Source organism: Pseudoalteromonas sp. TB41, from assembly GCF_000497975.1.
Classification (GTDB): domain Bacteria; phylum Pseudomonadota; class Gammaproteobacteria; order Enterobacterales; family Alteromonadaceae; genus Pseudoalteromonas; species Pseudoalteromonas tetraodonis.
Window position 1 is genome coordinate 81150 of the sequence record NZ_AUTH01000082.1, and the last position, 17543, is coordinate 98692.

Below are 17543 nucleotides of genomic sequence, written 5' to 3' on the forward strand. Positions count from 1 at the left end.
CCACACTTAATTCATTCAAATGCCTTGCCTAAGTACTTTTAAATTCTCGCTGAGCGTCCATTTTCTATAAAGGGTTGGTATGTATCCTTAAGTCCTTGTTGATATGTTAATAATTTACTTGTTTTACAAGTCGAATTATTAATACCATGTAACTTAAGTGTTATCAATTAGCCGCAAAGATGATTTTGTTATCGGCACGAATATGTACTTATTTTCTTAATAAAGGAAAACGATGGGATACTCGCTATCTGGTGCGGGATGAGGGTCTTCTCATTATTTAAAAATAAATCACCGAGCGACTTTAATTTGTAATAATTTGTATTTTGCTAAAAATTTAATTAAAAAAACGCCTAACATGATGTTAGACGTTTTTATTTAAACTTTATGTTTCATTAAACGTTCTTTTTCACGGGACCAATCTTTATTTTTGCCGTCTTCACGTTTGTCATGCATTTTCTTACCTTTAGCTAAATGGAATTCAAGCTTCACCCAGCATTTTTTCCAATACATAGCGGTGGCAACTAATGAATAACCATCACGCTCAGTTGCACCAACTAAGCGGTCAAGCTCACGCCTGCTTAGTAGTAATTTACGGTAACGTAGTGGGTCACAAATAACATGGGTCGATGCACTATTCAAAGGCTGAATGGTACTACCTAATAAAAATGCTTCACCGTTTTTTAGATGAATGTAAGTTTCAGAGATATTTACTTTACCTGCTCGGATACTTTTTACTTCCCAGCCTTGGAGTTCAACACCTGCTTCAAACTTGTCGTGTAAAAAATACTCGTGTCGCGCTTTTTTATTTAGCGCGATGGTATTGCTTGTCGATTTTGATGAATTTTTCTTAGCCATAGTGCCCTATAATATACGTTATACGAGATGTTTTACATCGATTTTTTTAAATTATACATGCAAAAGCGAAGGATTCATTTAAGCGCGATGAAAGTTTGGGGAAACGCACAAAGCTTGCTAAAATTCCTGCACACAGTTGGGAGTGAGTATGCCACAAATAGAGAAAAGTGCGCTGGTTATGTACAGCACTAAAGAGATGTTTGATCTAGTCAATGATGTAGAAGCTTATTCGCAGTTTTTACCTAATTGTTCAGACTCAAAAATTATTAAGCAGCATGATAATAACATGACCGCCAGTTTAGAAATATCTAAAGCCGGTATAAAAAAATGGTTTACCACTGAAAATACGCTAATTGATGAGCAAACAGTGATGCTTCGCTTGGTCGATGGGCCTTTTAAAACCTTACAAGGTCGCTGGCATTTTCAGCAATTAGATGCGCATGCGTGCAAAGTGCATTTACAGCTAGACTTTGAATTTTCTAGTAAGTTAATAGAACTTGCGTTTGGTAAAATTTTTAATGATGTAGCTAAAAATATGGTGAGTGCCTTTACTCAACGTGCAAAAGCGGTATATGGAGAGCGTGCATGATCAATATTGAAATTGTGTTTGCGTTGCCAACGAAAGCAACCACGTTAAATATAGAAGTATTCCAAGGTACCACCGCAGAGCAAGCAGTGATCCAATCAGGTATTATTAAGAAGTGCCCTGAAATTGATGCAACCGCTTTAACTTTAGGTGTATGGAACAGAACGGTAAAGCTTAATCATGAGCTTAAAGACGGCGATAGAGTTGAAATTTACCGCCCATTAATTGCCGACCCTAAAGATGCCCGCAGAAAGCGCGCCGAAAAAGCCAAAGAAGAGGGCCGCGCAAATAAAGTAACCGGTGGCCGACCGTTAGATCGTTAGATACAAAAAAGGTGAGCCATGCTCACCTTTTTCAATTAAACCCAAATGGCTTATTGCTCTAAAGGGGTTGTAAAGTTTTCTGGTTGCTCATAGTCACCAGAGACCGTTACCAACTTTTCATTTTCAAAGTTTAATACTAATGATTTATATTGTTCATTAGCGCGCCCTTTATTAAAGCTGTAAACGTAACGCCAAGTATTTTTATCGAAGGCGTCTTCGGCAATCGGTCTGCCTAGTACATAAATTACTTGCTCGCGAGTCATATTAACGCGAAGCTTATCAACGTCTGATTGTTCTAAAAAGTTACCTTGAGGGATGTTGATTCTGTACACCCAGCTAGAACAACCTGCGGCTGAACTAAGCGTTAAAGCGACGATAAGCCAAAGAGAAAAAGTTTTTAACGACTGCATTGTTAGTTGTGATCCTTATTTTTTATAATCTGCATGATACCGATTAGTCACTCAAGGTAAAACCCTTTTGAGTAATTGTTTTTGTTTAGCGCGTTAAGGCGAGGTTTTGACCATTAATAATCAAAAAAGTTTAAACGATGAGTTGTGCAATAGTAAAAGTAAACCGGCTGTTTGGTCACTGTATATTGTGCAAACACGGCTTGGTCATTGGTATACCGGTATTACAGTTGATGTAGCACGTCGTTTAGCAACGCACCAAGCGGGTAAAGGGGCAAAAAACCTCAAAGGGAAAGGACCGCTGGTGCTCATTCATCAGCAACAAGTTGGGACTAAAAGCGACGCAAGTAAATTAGAATATGCGATTAAAAAACTTCCACGGGCAAAAAAAGAGGCTTACGTTGCTGCTTTTAAAGGGGGACTGAATACCTCAGGGTTTGTCAAAAGCTGATTAATAAATGCCTCAATTAGCAATACTGCTTCTTGATAAAGAGCAGTATTAATATTTTCGAGCGTATCTTTTGCTGTGTGATGATAGTTATCGGCGCCCATCGAAAAGTACACATACGGAATTTTCTGTTTAGCGAATGAATAATGGTCGCTGGCTCTGTGCCAGTCTATTTGTTTCGTGTTGGTTAATCTGCTCATTTTTAGTGATGAATAAACGGGCTTTAATTCGACACTCGTATTTTTTATTTGGCTAAATAGTGGAGTGAGCTGACCTTTTAACGAACGACTTGTTAGCGCGTATAACCGCTTATGCGATTTTTTAATTGCCAACATATCCAAGTTAATATTTAAAGCAACAGGGGACTGGCGCATTGTTTTGGCAAAGTGCTCACTGCCGTGTAAACCGTTTTCTTCAGCGTCTGTTGCAACAAACACAAAACCATAGGATGATTGCACCTTTAAAGCGTTCGATAAGTATAGTAATGCGGCAACACCCGAGGCATTATCGTTAGCGCCAGGGTGTAATTTTCCGGCTTTTAGGCCTAAATGGTCGTAATGTGCTGTAATAACAATAACAGGCAAATTTTTTGCTGTTTTGGTCGCAACAATATTTACGCCTTGCGCCTTAGAAAACAGCCCTGATGGATAAGTAAAAGGTTGTTCTATAACCGTCAGTTGATGCTCTTTAAAGCGTGCTTTTAAATATTCTCTGGTGAGTAAAGCCGAGTGACTATTCGTTTTTCTGCCTGCTAATTTAGAGCTGGTTAGCGTTGTTAAATCAGTGAATAACTGCGGCTCAATCGGCTTTGAGAGTCCACTCCAACTTATAAAAAATACAATGCAGGTTAAGCTAAATAATTTAATAATGATTCGCCTTAACGATAAGTGATTTTAATGCGATGAGTTTATTATCATAGCGTTGTTTGTCATGTGTAAAGTCTGCTTTTTTTCTGGCTTTACGCAAATGAAATTCCGCCCTAGCTATATTATTTAACTCAAAGTAACTTCGCGCCAGTCCAAAGTGGCTTTCATGTAAGGTTGGTGACATAGCGTTAGCTTTTTTATAGTGGCTAATTGCGCCTTTAAAATTACCATTTACATACTCACTGTTACCAAGCGAGATATGATAGTAAGGATTTTCTTGGCGTTTTTTGTCAAGCTCAGCCAATAGCTTTTCGCCTTTGGCCACTCTATCTGTGAGTGTGTATAATAATGCTAAGTTACCTTGTGCAGTATTATTATCAGTATTTAAGGCAATAGCATAGCGATACATTTGCTCCGCTTGCTTTAAATCATCTAATTGTTTAAAGAGTACCCCTAAATTGCCCCAGCTAGCACTAAATGAAGCGTCCGTATTGATTGCTGCTTTGAAATAGCTAAACGCTAAATCATAGTGTTTATTTACCAGTGCCTCACCCCCTTTATTATTATAAAACATGGCGGTCACTCTTTTTTTTGAAAGCAATGAGGTTGCAAAACGGGCTTGTCGGCTATTGGGGTCAAAATCAATGATTAAACGCTTATTACGCTGATAAACAAGTGAGCTGTCTTTGAGTTTCGTTTTATTGTCTATGGCAAGGTTGATGTGCCCCGTGAGTAAATTAAATCCCTGATTTAGTGACCAATACTCCGGAATGTGTACTTTTTGAAAGCGAGCTTTAAGCCCTAAATGCTCAGCTAAACTATATGCTAAAATTGATAGTGACAAGCAATTGGCGTTTAAGTTTTGATAGCTCTGAGATGCGGTTTGTGTCGCGGTGGATTGATAAGATAAAGCGCTATCGCCATTTGTGAGTAAAAAACTAAGTAGGCTATACGCTATTTCATCAACTGATTTACTCGATTGCACGTAAGCATTTAATTGCTGTTTGAGGCTATCGTCGAGTTGAAATATTTGTTGCTCAGACTCTACAAGTTGCTGTTGTAATTGCATGGGAGGAGTAATAGTGGGGATTGGCACGCTTATATTGGCGTTATCTGTGGTGCTACAAGCACACAGAGCCAGCAGGCACACAATCAGTAAATAATGTTTACCTTGGAGAGCATTCATACACACCTCTGTACAAAAAACACACTTAAGTATAGTGGTTATTTTGTACAGAGGTTATTTTTTAATGTAACACTCTATTTAACGTTGCTGATTAAACGTAGCAACGAGTGCATCAAGTGTTTGTGCGCTGGTGGCTAAATCACGAATTGCTTGTTCTGTATTGATTTGTTCACTCATTGATTTATCACTGATCTCACTTATTTGCTCAATACTACGACCTACATCATTCACAACGCTACTTTGCTGTTCGGTGGCGGTGGCAATTAAGGTCGCCATATCGTTAATTTCATTGGCTGTTTCAGTAATGGTATTAAGTAACTCAACCGAGTTTTGCATTGCGCTTACGCTTTGTTGTGCTTTATCTTTTGATTGACCGATATCGCTGACAACGTCATCTGAAATATGAGTGAGCTCTTCAATCATTGATTGAATTTCAGTGGTCGATTGTGAGGTACGATTCGCCAGCGCTCTTACTTCATCAGCAACTACAGCAAAGCCTCGTCCATGTTCACCAGCACGAGCAGACTCAATGGCTGCATTAAGAGCCAGTAAGTTAGTTTGTTCAGATATACCTCTAATTGAATCCACAATACTAGCGATATCAATAGTCTTTTTAGAAAGCAAAGCAACTTGCTCGGTTATGCCGTCAATGTCGCTGGCAAGGGCTGAGATTGTCGTTTGGCTTTGTAAAACTTGTTGATGGCTTTGCTTGGTGTTATCGCGGCTATCGTTGGTTAACTTAGCTGCATTGGCAGCACTTTGCGCTATTTCTTGCACTGTAGCGCCCATTTCATTAATGGCTGCTGCAACTGAAATAGTTTGCTCTTTTTGCTTATCAAGCGCTAAAGAGTTTTGCTTGGCTTGCGAAAATACATGATCTGAGCTGTGGCGAATACCGTGGCTCTCATTAGCTACTTGCACAATAGCGGTTTCTATTTTTTCAATAAATTGATTAAAGCCGGTGGTTAAATTATTTAGCTCAGGTTGGGGAGAAGTTGGTAAGCGATAGGCTAAATTTGCATCGCCACGCCCTAAACGAGAAAACAACTCCGCCATTTTTGATAACGGTGAGGCTAAAGAGCGAGCTAACAAGTAACTTATCACGCTTGCGATAAGTGCTGTAATGATAGTAAATGTGAATATTTGCCACTCGAGGGTGTTTACACTTGCGAATACCTCGCTTTTTGGTACTTGAGCCAACACAAATAAGTCGGTGTTTTTAATTGGTGTGGCAGCAATCAGCGTGGCTTGTCCGTTAATATTTACTTCTTCTAAAGTAAAACCATTTTCATCAAGTAATTTGTTATGAATATTAGCACTGTAAATACTATCTATATTAACCTTAGCGACTTTAGCTGCATCTTTGTGTAGCTGAATTAAGCCACTTTTATCGGCAATAAACACAAACCCTGATTGCTCAATTTTAAATTGTTGTAGCAGCTTTTGCATATCTGTAATGCTTTTTGCTAAGCCTGCCAAGCCTAAACCATTAGGTTGTTGGTGGTTAACAAACATTTTTACATCGTTTTCAGACTCTTGATAAATACTAATTGAGTAAGGTTGCTTTGATTGTGTAAAAGCAAAAAACCAGCCATCTGCGGCATCATTTTTTAAAACACGTAAAAAGCCATCTTGATTCCAATATTGTGCAGTGTTTTTATTCGCCCATGAAGCCGTGGCAAGATCGTATTGGTCAACCAAACGATTGAGCTCTTTAAGTAATAGCGTGTCGTTGTTGTTGCCAGCATTTGCCCAATCTAAAATAAAGGTATTTGCCGAAAGCTGCTGTGCTGCACCAAGAAGTTCATTGATCTCGCCACCAATATGATTACTGATTGTTTGCAATTTACTTGGCAATTCAGATTCGATCATGCGTTGCTCAATAATATTCTTTGAGTTATGCAAAGACGTCAAACCAATTAATACAGCAACACAAATAGCAATAATGCTTCCAAGGGCTGTTATTTTTTGAGTAATAGAGAGATTTTGTATCGTCATGATAGTGCTTATATTTACAACTGAGGCAATGAGGGGAATTATTTTAGCACATTATTTATTTTCAGCTATTGATGATTAATTTGCACTTAAAAAAGCCCACAGCAAAATGCAAGTGGGCTTGGTTTCTAACAAGTGAAAGTTCTAGGACCCTTGGGTTAAACTATTTTTTTCATTGCAGACATGTAGCCGCGTAATTTTGCGCCTACTTTCTCAACAGGGTGCTCACGTAGAGCCGTATTTATTTGAATTAAAGTTTGGTTATCAACTTGATTACTTTGTTCATTTAATCCTTTACCAATAACATCAGTATCAATACCTTGCATAAATTCTTGTAGAAGCGGCAAACAGGCATGGTTATATAAATAGCAGCCGTACTCAGCGGTATCTGAAATAGTGCGGTTCATTTCAAATAACTTTTTGCGTGCAATAGTATTGGCTATCAGCGGCGTTTCATGCAGTGACTCATAATAGGCAGATTCTGCAATAATACCGGCCGCTGTCATGGTTTCAAATGCCAGTTCTACACCCGCTTTTACCATTGCCACCATTAAAATACCGTGGTCAAAAAATTCTTGCTCAGCAATTTCTACATCGCCTGCAGGGGTTTTTTCAAAATGAGTTTCTGCAGTTTCAGCACGCCATTTTAGTAAGTTAGCGTCATCATTTGCCCAGTCTTCCATCATTACACGTGAAAATGTGCCATCGATAATGTCATCTTGGTGTTTGTTATAAAGAGGACGCATAATTACTTTAAGCTCTTCACTTAGCTCAAACGCTTTAACCTTTGCAGGGTTTGATAAGCGGTCAAGCATGTTTGTCACACCGCCATATTTAAGTGCTTCTGTGATCACTTCCCAGCCATATTGAATTAGCTTTGAGGCATAACCGGCATCAAGGCCTTTATCAATCATTTTATCAAAACATAAAATAGAGCCAGTTTGTAGCATGCCACATAAAATGGTTTGCTCGCCCATCAGATCAGATTTCACTTCAGCGATAAATGATGATTTAAGTACCCCCGCTCGATGACCACCTGTACCTGCTGCATAGGCTTTTGCTTGTGCCAAGCCATGGCCCTGAGGATCATTCTCTGGGTGAACCGCAATTAATGTAGGTACACCAAAGCCGCGTTTATACTCTTCACGTACTTCTGACCCCGGGCATTTTGGTGCAACCATAATAACGGTAATGTCTTCACGAACTTGCATGCCTTCTTCAACAATATTAAAGCCATGTGAATAGGCAAGGGTTGAGCCGTGTTTCATTAATGGCATGATGGCATTAACAACTGCAGTATGTTGTTTATCAGGTGTTAAGTTAAGTACTACATCGGCTGTTGGGATTAACTCTTCATATGTACCCACTTTAAAACCATTGTCAGATGCATTTAAGAATGACTGACGACGCTCAGCAATGGCTGAATCACGTAGTGTATAGGCTACATCTAAACCAGAATCACGTAAGTTTAAGCCTTGATTTAGGCCCTGAGCGCCACAGCCTACAATTACCAATTTTTTACCTTTAAGTGCAGCAACACCGTCGTTAAATTCGTCTGCGCCCATAAATTCACATTGTGCCAATTGCGCTAATTGTTCGCGTAAAGGTAAGCTATTAAAATAATTTGCCATGATAAGTTTCCTATTAATTCAGTTTGTTAGATGCATTGCTTTTGCTTTGCTTGGAATAACAATATGGAAAATCTTTTCTTGCGTAAAATGATATATTTGAATTAAAGTGTTTCATAATATGAAATACTGGTGTTGTTATGGATCATAAGCATTTAAATTACTTTTTGGCGTTGGCAAAAACGCTTCATTTCTCTCGTGCCAGTGAGTTATGCCACATAAGTGCGCCCACTTTAAGTCGTAATATTAAGCAGTTAGAAGATGAAGTAGGGGTGATGTTATTCCAGCGTGATAATCGCAGTGTAAAGCTTACCCGCGAAGGCGTTGCATTTAAGGAGTATGCCAGTGCAACACTTAGTCATTGGCAGCGGTTTAAAGCTAATTTAAACGAACCGCAACAACATATTTATGGCAATGTGAGCCTTTATTGCTCCGTTACCGCGTCTTACAGTTTTTTGCATCATATTTTAGAGCAACTGAGAGCTCAGCATCAGCATATTGAAATTACCTTAAATACGGGCGATCCCGCCTTGGCTATTAACCGAGTGTTAGATGGACATGAATCTATGGCCATTGCAGCCAGACCAAGTAAATTACCAGCACAAATTGCATTTGTAGATATTGGCTACTCGCCATTGGTATTAATTGCACCCACTATTCAATGTCCGATCACAGAAAAATTAGCCACTAGTAGCGAAACTATTGATTGGTCTGAGCTTGAATTTATCGTTGCTGAACAAGGATTTTCAAGACAAAGGTTGGAGCAGTGGTGGCGAAAAAATAATGTCCAAGGAAAAATTTACGCGCAAGTGGCAGGGCATGAAGCTATGGTATCTATGGTGAGTTTAGGGTTAGGCGTGGCCATGATCCCAAAAATTGTACTCGATAATAGTCCGCTTAACGATAAGGTTCAGGTTTTAGAGTATAAAGGCGAACCACCACAAGGGTTTAAAATTGGTTTGGCTGTATTACATAAAGAACTAAACGACCCTGCTATTAGTGCACTTTGGAATATTGCACAAAATATGGGGGAAAACATAATATAGGCTTGTTGGATGATAAAAAACTGTTAATATAAACCGCTAATATTTATGTGTTTATTAACATCTTTGTTGTGATGTCTAAGAGTTTTAATTATGGATAATACGGTTTCACTTGCTCATTCTGCCCAGTGTTTAAAAAAAGCCATTCCGTTGATGGTTAAATACAAAATGCCTGTAACGCCAATAAATTATGCTATTTGGTACTGTTATGTACAGGGCGACAACCCACAACTAAACACAGAGCTTGATAAAGTCATCTCTTTGCACAATACGTGTTCAGCTCAAACCGCCCAAGAAATTTTTAATAAGCATATTAATGACGAAGAGCTTGCATTTTTTCAACAAATGTCTGAAAGGTTTCATGGCACCGTAGAGCAAATGCAGTTTGATCTTAGTGACTCCATTCAATATTCGAAAAGCTTTACTACCTCGTTAGTTGATTCACAAAATGAATTAAAAACGCTCTCTAGTATTAACTCATTTAATGAGATCCTTTCTTGCGTTGAGCGCCTAACTGACGAATCAATTGCGATGCAAGATTACGCCCGTGGATTCCAAACCAAATTAGCGCAAGCGTACAACGAAATTAAAGATTTAAAAGAAGCGCTTAGCGTGACCCAAGAAGCGGTTGATAAAGATTCCTTAACCGGATTATTTAATCGCGGTAAGTTTGATACAGACATTGTTGAGTTTTGTTTGCACGCCTCTTCACAAAATGAACACGGTAAATTAGCGGTGTTGATTATGTTCGATATTGATCATTTTAAACGTTTTAATGACGATTTTGGCCATCAAAAAGGCGATGAGGTACTCAAGCTAGTCGCTCAAAAAGTGCAAAATAGTGTACAAGAGCAATACAGAGCTTATCGTTTTGGTGGTGAAGAATTTTGTATTACGGGTTACTTTGAAAGCATTAATGATGCGATGGCATTTTGTAATCAGCTTCGTTTGAGCATTGCCAAATTGACGATTCGTAAAAAAGAAGACAGTAATAATAAACGTAATATTTCAGCCAGTTTCGGCATTGCTTTAATGGAACCCTTTAGTAAAAGCTGTTTATTAGTTGAAAAGGCAGACAGAGCACTTTATTTAGCTAAAACCCATGGTCGTAATCGGGTCGAAATAGCGGCCGATATGTAAACGTGTTCTGTTTGTATCAAATTTGTTAATGATTGTAACCCTCTAGAGCTTGTGTTCATACTACTTGCTACTATAGGGTCAAAGCCACTTTATAAACTAGCGATTAACTTCATGCGGTTCCATCTGAGAATAAACACATGCCTGTTATTAGTGCTATTAAGCACTAATGCGATTGCTCAGAAGCAGCAACATATATCCACTGATGAGCTTAACCTTAGTGTGAGTGTTGGTGTTGGGGTGATCACTAATCCTCTGTATGGTGCAGATAACATCCCCTTAGTTGTTATTCCGCAAGTGGCCTATTATGGTCAAAATTGGTTTTTTGATAATGGCCGCCTTGGTTATTCTTTTTTACAAAGCAAACAACATAACGTTAGTTTTGTGTCAGAAATTAACCCTGAGTCACGCTTTTTTATTGATTGGCATCCACAAAATATTTTCCCCTTTAAAACAACCGCTGAGAACGAGATATTAGAATCGCTACACACTGACTCACCTCGTCAAGTAAATATAAATAATATACAAAAAAGACGAGTCGCACTTGATGCCGGTATCAGCTATTTTTTTGTAAAGCAGCAGCAAGTATTTTCTGCGCAATTATTGCATGATGTAAACAGCGTTTATAATGGCTACAGGGGATCGTTGCAATGGCAATATCATCATGAGTTTAAGCAATTAACGTTAAAGTCGACGTTAGGCGTTAATTACAAATCAGCCCAACTAAATAACTATTTTTATGGTTTAAATAGCGCTGAATCTATTTATGGTGAAATAGAAGTTGGTAGTAGTTGGCAACCTTATGCTAAAATCGACGCCCGTTGGCCTGTAGATGAAGTCAACGCGCTTCGTTTTCATTTAGCCTATTATGACTATTCAGCAATGGATAGCAGCCCGCTTTTTGAACATGACTATTCAATGACCGCCTTTATAGGATTCGAACATACATTTTAATATGAAGTGTTTTATGTTGGTTGTGCTTGCAGCTTCATTTTTTAGCAACGTTAGTTTTGCAAAAGCCTCTTCACTTAACGTATCACCCAAAGTCTGTGTGGTTTCCGAACAACAAGAATTTTGTGATCTTGAGTTAAAATTTAAGTGGCAACTGTCAGCGGCTAGCGATGTGTGTTTATACCAACAAGATACACAATTACAATGCTGGCAAGGTGCAAAAAAAGGCCAACTTAGTTATAAAGCGCGTGTTCAGGTGGAGACCATATACTCCCTGATTAATCCCCATACAGGTGTATCGTTAGCGAGTGTGCAAATAGAAGTGCAAACCGCATACGCTAAGAAAAAACATCGGCTACGCTCACCTTGGAGCTTTTTTTAATTTAGGAGCAGTAAATGCCAAAGATATTACTTGTTGAAGATGATTTAGGGTTGCAACAATTAACCAAAGACTATCTTGAGCATAATGGCTTAGAAGTTGACGTTTTAGAACGCGGTGACGAAGTGTTTCCTTATCTTAGTGAAAACCACGTCGACTTGATCATTTTAGATGTAATGTTGCCAGGAAAAGATGGCTTTAGCGTGTGTCGACAAGTACGCGATAAATACACTCTCCCTATTTTAATGCTAACAGCAAAGGGTGAAGACTTCGATCAAGTTATAGGCTTAGAGCTCGGGGCTGACGACTACGTTATAAAACCGGCAGAGCCGCGCGTACTACTTGCTCGAATTAGTGCATTACTTCGCCGTGGACAGCCAAGCGTTAAAGCAATTGAAGAGCTACAATTTGGTGACTTATCAATAGATAAAACCAGCCGTATTGTAAAGCTGAGCGATGTTGAAATTGTCCTGACTTCTCATGAATTTGAATTGCTGTGGTTATTGGCTTCAAATGCTGGTGAAGTGCTCAGTCGAGAGCATGTCCATCAACATATGATAGGGCGTGAGTACGACGGGTTAGACCGCACGGTGGATGTTCGTGTATCACGCATTCGTAAAAAGCTCGGTGATAACAGTGATAAACCCTACCGAATTAAAACGGTGTGGGGGCAAGGCTATTTGTTTGTTTCTGATGCTTGGGATATGTAATAAATGCAAGGTATTAGGCTAGGTTAATGGGAAAGCTATTTATAAGCCTTTACGTGTATATTATTGCCTCTTTGTTTATTGTTAGTGGCGTTATAGAGCAGTTTTGGCCCTATGATGAATCTCAGCAAAGTGTATTGTTAGATGACGAATTCGGGCAGTCTTTATGGCTGCTTTCACAAACCCCAGATGGGCTTGAGCAGCTTAAACATAATTTTGATAGCCAAGTCATTGCCCAGCAAGATCTAGTGCTCCCACCTGAGCAGCAAGCACAACTATTTCAAAACCATTACCTTTATTTATATGATAAACAGCAGCGTATCGTTTGGTATGTAACGCTAAATAATTCACAATTGCTACAAGTAGGCCCTGTGGGTGTTAAACACAGCAGCTCAGGGACTGTGTTACCGTATTTACTGGTGTTGTTTATTATAAGTTTACCAATAGGTTTGTGGAGCTTTTTGTTGTGGCGAGATTTTGCAAAGCTTAGTCATGCATGCGAAGCGGTGGGTGGCTCGCAAGACTTTCAATTAAGCGATGGCTCAAAGTCATTCTTCTTACCCATCACCGATACATTGCAAGTAATGCAGCAACGTATTGAGTTTTTACTGAGTGCCCAGCAAGAGCTCACCTCTTCTGTATCTCATGAATTTAGAACGCCATTAGCACGGTTGAAGTTTGCTATTGCAATACTCGAGGATAAAACTCACGATACCAAAGCACAGCAGTATTTATCTGACATGCAAATGGATATTCATGAACTGGAGTCCTTGGTATCTGAAATGTTGGAATACGCCCGTTTAGACACACAGCAACCTAGTTTACAATTAGCCCCTTGCGATATCGTTGCACTAATTAAAACTAATATTGAAAAAGTAAACTTTGATACCCGTATTAAATTAACAACAACGCTACCCACTCAATTTATTTACTTATGCGATAGTCATTTTATGTCGCGGGTGCTGCAAAACTTAATCAGTAATGCACTTAAACATGCCTCGCAAAGTGTACATATTAGTTTAAGTACTGCCGATGAAAAGTTACTGCTAGTGGTTGAAGATGATGGCCCTGGTATTGCCTTCTCTGAGCGCGAAAAAGTATTTAAGCCGTTTACACGCTTAGATAAAAGTCGTGATAAAAAAACCGGTGGGTTTGGGTTAGGGCTGGCGATAGTGAGTAAAATTGTGTCATGGCATAAAGGGCAGTGCACGATTGAAGACTCTACACTGGGTGGGGTTAAGTTTATTATTAGCTTAGACTAGTAAATTCCACACAATAAAAAAGCGCCGTAAAGGCGCTTTTTTGCGGTTTAAAACCAAAAAATCAACAAGTAGCAAATAGATAGACAGGCCACTTATAGAAAAGTTCTATTTTATTTACTATTTTTTTCTAGTAATGGCATCAACATTTGCTCTAAACCATTAAGCTTCACTTCGTACATCATTGCAAGTTGAGAGCCGAGCTTGCTATCAGGAAAGCCTTGCTGTTTAAACCACACTAAATAAGGCTCAGGCAGCAAAAGTAAGGGGCGTCCCGCATATTTACCAAACGGCATAATGGTATTAATGGCGACTTTAAGTTGTTGAGGATCCATTATTGACATCTTTTATGAGTAGAGGTGTTAAGTGTAAGGGATAATAAAGAAATAAAATAGGCTGTAACGGGCAAGTAACAGCCTATTGATAGAGGGAGTAGGCCCTCTAATTTGAGAATCTTATTGGTTAATTAAAAGCAAGGGGTCCAGTTGTGTATATTTTTATTTAAATACACACTTAGGTATTAGCTTTACTAAACCAACACAGACATTTTACCTTATTTTTAAACCAATAAAATACGCAGATGTAAAGGAATGTAAATGCAATCTATTTGCATCTAAACCCTATTAAGGAAACAGGGTTTGCTTTACATGCTCTGCAAAACCGCTACCTGCTTCTAAGTAAAAGTTGTAAGTAGAGTCTATTCCCATTTCTTCTAATTCTTTTTGCTGATCGGGGTAGTTGGCAATCGCCGTTACTTGTCCTTTATAACCCGATGCTTGTAATTGCTCTAAGGCAAAAATATTTTGCATGTGCTTAGGCATAGCTAGCATTACCATTTCAACGTGGGAGTGGTTAACACGTTGCCAAAAATCAGGATCGGTGGCATCGGCAATTAATACTCGGCGACCTCGCTTTACATGCTTATCAACTACCTCAGGCTTAATATCAATACCTGCAACAACATCCGGATGAGTTGCGTTTATTGTTTCATAGGCACCTGTGCCAATTCTACCCATGCCAAAAATAACAATTTTTGTGTCATTTAAGTTTACTGGGAGCTCTTCAGCTAAGCGGGTTTTGCTTTCAAACTTTAATAAAAAGCGTTCAATTTTAACGTATAGCTCGTTAGAGCGTTTATTTAAAGGAGAGGCAATTACAAAGGTGATCGACACCGCAATCGCAATAACAGCAAGCCACTCAGAGGTAACCATGCCGGTAGATGCGGCAACTGCACACACAATCAAACCAAATTCGCTAAAGTTAGCTAGGCTAAATGCTGTTAACAAAGAGGTACGCGCACGAAGTTTAAATAGGTTGGTTAGTATGTAATAGAGCAGGGTTTTAATTGGAATAATTAATACCAGCACTAAAGCGACGACTAAGGAGTGGGCAGTAAGCTCTGCACTTAAACCAATGCTTAGGAAAAAGCCAACTAGCAATATATCTTTTAGGCTAAGCAATGACTTAGACAATTCACCGGCTTTTTTGTGTGGTGCGAACATCATACCTACAATCAAAGCACCTAAATCACCTTTGAGACCTGCAAATTCAAAGGCGTTATAACCTGCTACTAAGGCAAAGAAAAACCCAAATAGCGGCAGTAACTCACCATGTTTAGAGCGGTTTAACACCCAGTACATAACAGGGCGAAATAAAGGTAAGGCAATAATTAACCCTAAGGCCCAAATATTCGGCAACTTACCGGTACTGACCGCTAAAAATATAACCGCAAATATATCCTGCATAACTAAAATGCCAATGGCTATTTTACCGTGCAGGCTTGCCATTTCACCGCGCTCTTCAAGGACTTTTACCGCAAATACGGTGCTTGAAAAGCTCAGAGCAAAACCAACTAACAGCGCACTTTGCCAGCTTAAATCGACGAATAATGGCAGTGCAAAAACACCCAGTAGTAGCATAAAGCCACTAAATAAAGCGCTGCTTAGAATAATATGTAAGGTGGCCGGAGCCCAGACTTGAGGTTTTATTAAATTTGAAATTTTAAGCTTGAGGCCAATACTAAAAAGTAGCAGTGTAACCCCTAAAGATGCAATTGTTTCCAGCAATTCCGTGCTTTTATAACCCGCTAAATTAAGAATAAATCCAGCCATAAGAAAGCCGATAAGTGGCGGCAATTTTAGCTGGTATATACCAAAACCGCAGACGAAGGCGGTAGCAAAATAAATTAGTTCCATAGTTATTAATACCACTTTTTTAGGCACTGTAGTGTAGCGAAAAACAATGCTTATTGACAATTAATCTACTTATTTAACGCAGTTAGTTACGTGATAGTGAGTATTTATCAAATGATTGCTACTGTCAGTTTATGCAGAGGTAAAGTAGCTTCAATGTATAAAAAATGCACATATATGGCTAGTTTTATGGTAAACAGCATGTAAATAGCAGTTTTTCGCTGACAAGAGCTTTTAAATGTGGTTAAGATGCCATAACGAAGGAGTTTAAGCGTAAGCAAACATTAGAGTTGCTTAGCTTAAGGAGAAAATATGTTTAAAAAGATTTTAGCATCGGTAGGCATTGGTGCCGCCAAAGTAGATACTATTTTAGAGACCGAGCATCTTCAGCCGGGGCAATTATTTAACGCGCAAATTGTAATTACTGCAGGTGATGTGAGCCAAGAAATTACCGGTTTAGACTTAATGTTAGTTACCCGTGTCAAAGTGGCGAGTGAAGACGGTGATTATTTCACTAATCATGTGATTGACCAGTGGCGCATTACCGATATTGGTATTATTGAGCCCGGTGAAGTAAGAACTATTCCGTTTGAAGCCCGTTTACACTCAGAAACGCCTATAACTGAAATTAATGCAGGTTATAATCAATCTTATGTATGGTTAGAAACAGGCCTTGATATTGACCTTGCGCTTGATCCAACAGATAAAGACCATTTACACATTTATCCTAATGAAGCGGTTAAAACATGCATGCAAGCGATGGAAAAGCTTGGTTTTAGTTTAGTTAAAGCCGATGTAGAACAAGGCCATTTACGTGCCCCTACTTTTCAATCTGTATCGGGATGTTATCAAGAGCTTGAGTATCAGCCTAATAGTCGCAGTTTGTTTGGCATAAAAGAAATTGAGTTGTCATTTATTCCTGAAGCGCATAAAACCCATGTATTGATTGAATTAGACAGAGCGTTTAGAAGTGATGGCTATGTTGATTTAACCATAGAGCATGACCATGTTAATTTATCGCAGTTATGTGATCAGTTAGAGCGATTATTCGCTTAATCGCTTTAGGGGCTTACTTTAGGTAAGCCCCTGCAATAAAAAAGGTGTTTAAATGGCGTTTAAATGTGAGCCATTCTCTGCGCTCGACTCCCAAACCCTGTTTTCAATCATGCGTGTACGTGTCGACGTATTCGTTGTGGAACAAGCATGTCCTTACCCCGAATTTGATGATCACGATATCGCAGACTCTACACGTCATGTCTATTTACTTGATGGGCTATCGGTGCATGCCTATGCCCGTTGTTATGAAAAAGATGCTCAGTACAGTGCGATAGGGCGTGTATTGGTTGCTCAATCACAGCGAAGTTCTGGATTAGGCAAACAGTTAGTCAATGAAGCAATAGCATGCTGTAAGGCGCAATGGCCGACTCGCGATATTTATATTGGCGCACAAACCTACCTACTGAATTTTTATCGCTCATTCGGTTTTGAATGTGTTGGTGATGAATATATAGAAGATGGCATACCCCATCAGGATATGATTTTAAAGCAGTAGTATCGCTCCACTAAAAAGGCCCACTGATG

19 protein-coding genes are annotated in these 17543 nt (G+C 39.1%); 11 read left to right on the forward strand and 8 right to left on the reverse strand.

What is annotated here, in order from left to right:
- Nucleotides 1-375: 375 nt before the first annotated feature.
- Nucleotides 376-855, reverse strand: a complete 480-nt coding sequence (gene smpB, locus L641_RS0112410) for an SsrA-binding protein SmpB (protein WP_008109102.1) — start codon at nucleotides 853-855, stop codon at nucleotides 376-378.
- Nucleotides 856-1003: 148 nt separating this feature from the next.
- On the opposite strand from smpB, the gene L641_RS0112415 reads away from it, so the two are divergent.
- Entirely contained in the window at nucleotides 1004-1444 is a 441-nt protein-coding gene (locus L641_RS0112415; protein ID WP_013465525.1) for a type II toxin-antitoxin system RatA family toxin, read from the forward strand.
- Nucleotides 1441-1764, forward strand: coding sequence for an RnfH family protein (locus tag L641_RS0112420; RefSeq protein WP_013465524.1), 324 nt, complete (start codon nucleotides 1441-1443; stop codon nucleotides 1762-1764). Before L641_RS0112415 ends, L641_RS0112420 begins: the two co-directional genes overlap by 4 nt.
- A gap of 50 nt (nucleotides 1765-1814) precedes the next feature.
- Here L641_RS0112420 and bamE read toward each other — a convergent pair whose 3' ends face one another.
- Complete coding sequence (gene bamE, locus L641_RS0112425) at nucleotides 1815-2174, reverse strand: outer membrane protein assembly factor BamE (RefSeq protein WP_013465523.1); 360 nt, start codon at nucleotides 2172-2174, stop codon at nucleotides 1815-1817.
- Nucleotides 2175-2280: 106 nt separating this feature from the next.
- Between bamE and L641_RS0112430 the strand changes: the two genes are divergently transcribed.
- On the forward strand, nucleotides 2281-2622 hold the full coding sequence (locus L641_RS0112430) for a GIY-YIG nuclease family protein (protein WP_024602045.1): 342 nt from the start codon (nucleotides 2281-2283) through the stop codon (nucleotides 2620-2622).
- On the opposite strand, the gene L641_RS0112435 is transcribed toward L641_RS0112430, so the two are convergent.
- The 4 genes from L641_RS0112435 to ilvC form a co-directional block, all read right to left on the reverse strand.
- Nucleotides 2568-3296 carry a M28 family peptidase gene (locus L641_RS0112435; protein WP_275450852.1) on the reverse strand — a complete coding sequence of 243 codons (729 nt, stop codon included), beginning with the start codon at nucleotides 3294-3296 and terminating at the stop codon, nucleotides 2568-2570. The genes L641_RS0112430 and L641_RS0112435 overlap by 55 nt on opposite strands.
- A 184-nt stretch (nucleotides 3297-3480) precedes the next feature.
- A complete protein-coding gene (locus L641_RS0112440; RefSeq protein ID WP_024602047.1) occupies nucleotides 3481-4671 on the reverse strand; it encodes a tetratricopeptide repeat protein in 1191 nt (396 codons plus the stop codon).
- Nucleotides 4672-4749: 78 nt separating this feature from the next.
- A complete protein-coding gene (locus L641_RS0112445) occupies nucleotides 4750-6669 on the reverse strand; it encodes a methyl-accepting chemotaxis protein (protein ID WP_024602048.1) in 1920 nt (639 codons plus the stop codon).
- Between the two features lie 155 nt (nucleotides 6670-6824).
- Complete coding sequence (gene ilvC, locus L641_RS0112450; protein WP_024602049.1) at nucleotides 6825-8297, reverse strand: ketol-acid reductoisomerase; 1473 nt, start codon at nucleotides 8295-8297, stop codon at nucleotides 6825-6827.
- A gap of 137 nt (nucleotides 8298-8434) precedes the next feature.
- Here ilvC and ilvY point away from each other — a divergent pair, with 137 nt between their 5' ends.
- The 6 genes from ilvY to L641_RS0112480 all read left to right on the forward strand — a co-directional run bounded on the left by ilvY (nucleotide 8435) and on the right by L641_RS0112480 (nucleotide 13773).
- Nucleotides 8435-9340 (forward strand): HTH-type transcriptional activator IlvY, encoded by a 906-nt coding sequence (gene ilvY / locus L641_RS0112455; RefSeq protein WP_024602050.1) that lies wholly within the window; start codon nucleotides 8435-8437, stop codon nucleotides 9338-9340.
- A gap of 90 nt (nucleotides 9341-9430) precedes the next feature.
- Entirely contained in the window at nucleotides 9431-10477 is a 1047-nt protein-coding gene (locus L641_RS0112460) for a GGDEF domain-containing protein (protein WP_024602051.1), read from the forward strand.
- A 111-nt stretch (nucleotides 10478-10588) separates the two neighbouring features.
- The gene (locus L641_RS0112465) at nucleotides 10589-11428 is read left to right on the forward strand and encodes a MipA/OmpV family protein (RefSeq protein WP_024602052.1); all 840 of its coding nucleotides are present in this window, start codon (nucleotides 10589-10591) and stop codon (nucleotides 11426-11428) included.
- Between the two features lie 13 nt (nucleotides 11429-11441).
- Nucleotides 11442-11807 carry a DUF3019 domain-containing protein gene (locus tag L641_RS0112470; RefSeq protein ID WP_024602053.1) on the forward strand — a complete coding sequence of 122 codons (366 nt, stop codon included), beginning with the start codon at nucleotides 11442-11444 and terminating at the stop codon, nucleotides 11805-11807.
- A 14-nt stretch (nucleotides 11808-11821) separates the two neighbouring features.
- Nucleotides 11822-12514 (forward strand): response regulator, encoded by a 693-nt coding sequence (locus L641_RS0112475; protein ID WP_024602054.1) that lies wholly within the window; start codon nucleotides 11822-11824, stop codon nucleotides 12512-12514.
- A 26-nt stretch (nucleotides 12515-12540) separates the two neighbouring features.
- Nucleotides 12541-13773: an ATP-binding protein gene (locus tag L641_RS0112480; protein ID WP_024602055.1), complete on the forward strand. Its 1233-nt coding sequence runs from the start codon at nucleotides 12541-12543 to the stop codon at nucleotides 13771-13773.
- 110 nt (nucleotides 13774-13883) lie between these two features.
- Here the strand turns inward: L641_RS0112480 and L641_RS0112485 are convergent, their stop codons facing one another.
- Nucleotides 13884-14105 carry a DUF3820 family protein gene (locus L641_RS0112485; RefSeq protein WP_010387988.1) on the reverse strand — a complete coding sequence of 74 codons (222 nt, stop codon included), beginning with the start codon at nucleotides 14103-14105 and terminating at the stop codon, nucleotides 13884-13886.
- 288 nt (nucleotides 14106-14393) lie between these two features.
- Entirely contained in the window at nucleotides 14394-15965 is a 1572-nt protein-coding gene (locus tag L641_RS0112490; protein WP_024602056.1) for a cation:proton antiporter family protein, read from the reverse strand.
- A 309-nt stretch (nucleotides 15966-16274) separates the two neighbouring features.
- On the opposite strand from L641_RS0112490, the gene L641_RS0112495 reads away from it, so the two are divergent.
- Both L641_RS0112495 and L641_RS0112500 read left to right on the forward strand, forming a co-directional pair.
- On the forward strand, nucleotides 16275-17018 hold the full coding sequence (locus L641_RS0112495; protein ID WP_013465509.1) for a sporulation protein: 744 nt from the start codon (nucleotides 16275-16277) through the stop codon (nucleotides 17016-17018).
- Nucleotides 17019-17070: 52 nt separating this feature from the next.
- On the forward strand, nucleotides 17071-17514 hold the full coding sequence (locus L641_RS0112500; protein WP_024602057.1) for a GNAT family N-acetyltransferase: 444 nt from the start codon (nucleotides 17071-17073) through the stop codon (nucleotides 17512-17514).
- Nucleotides 17515-17543: the final 29 nt, after the last annotated feature.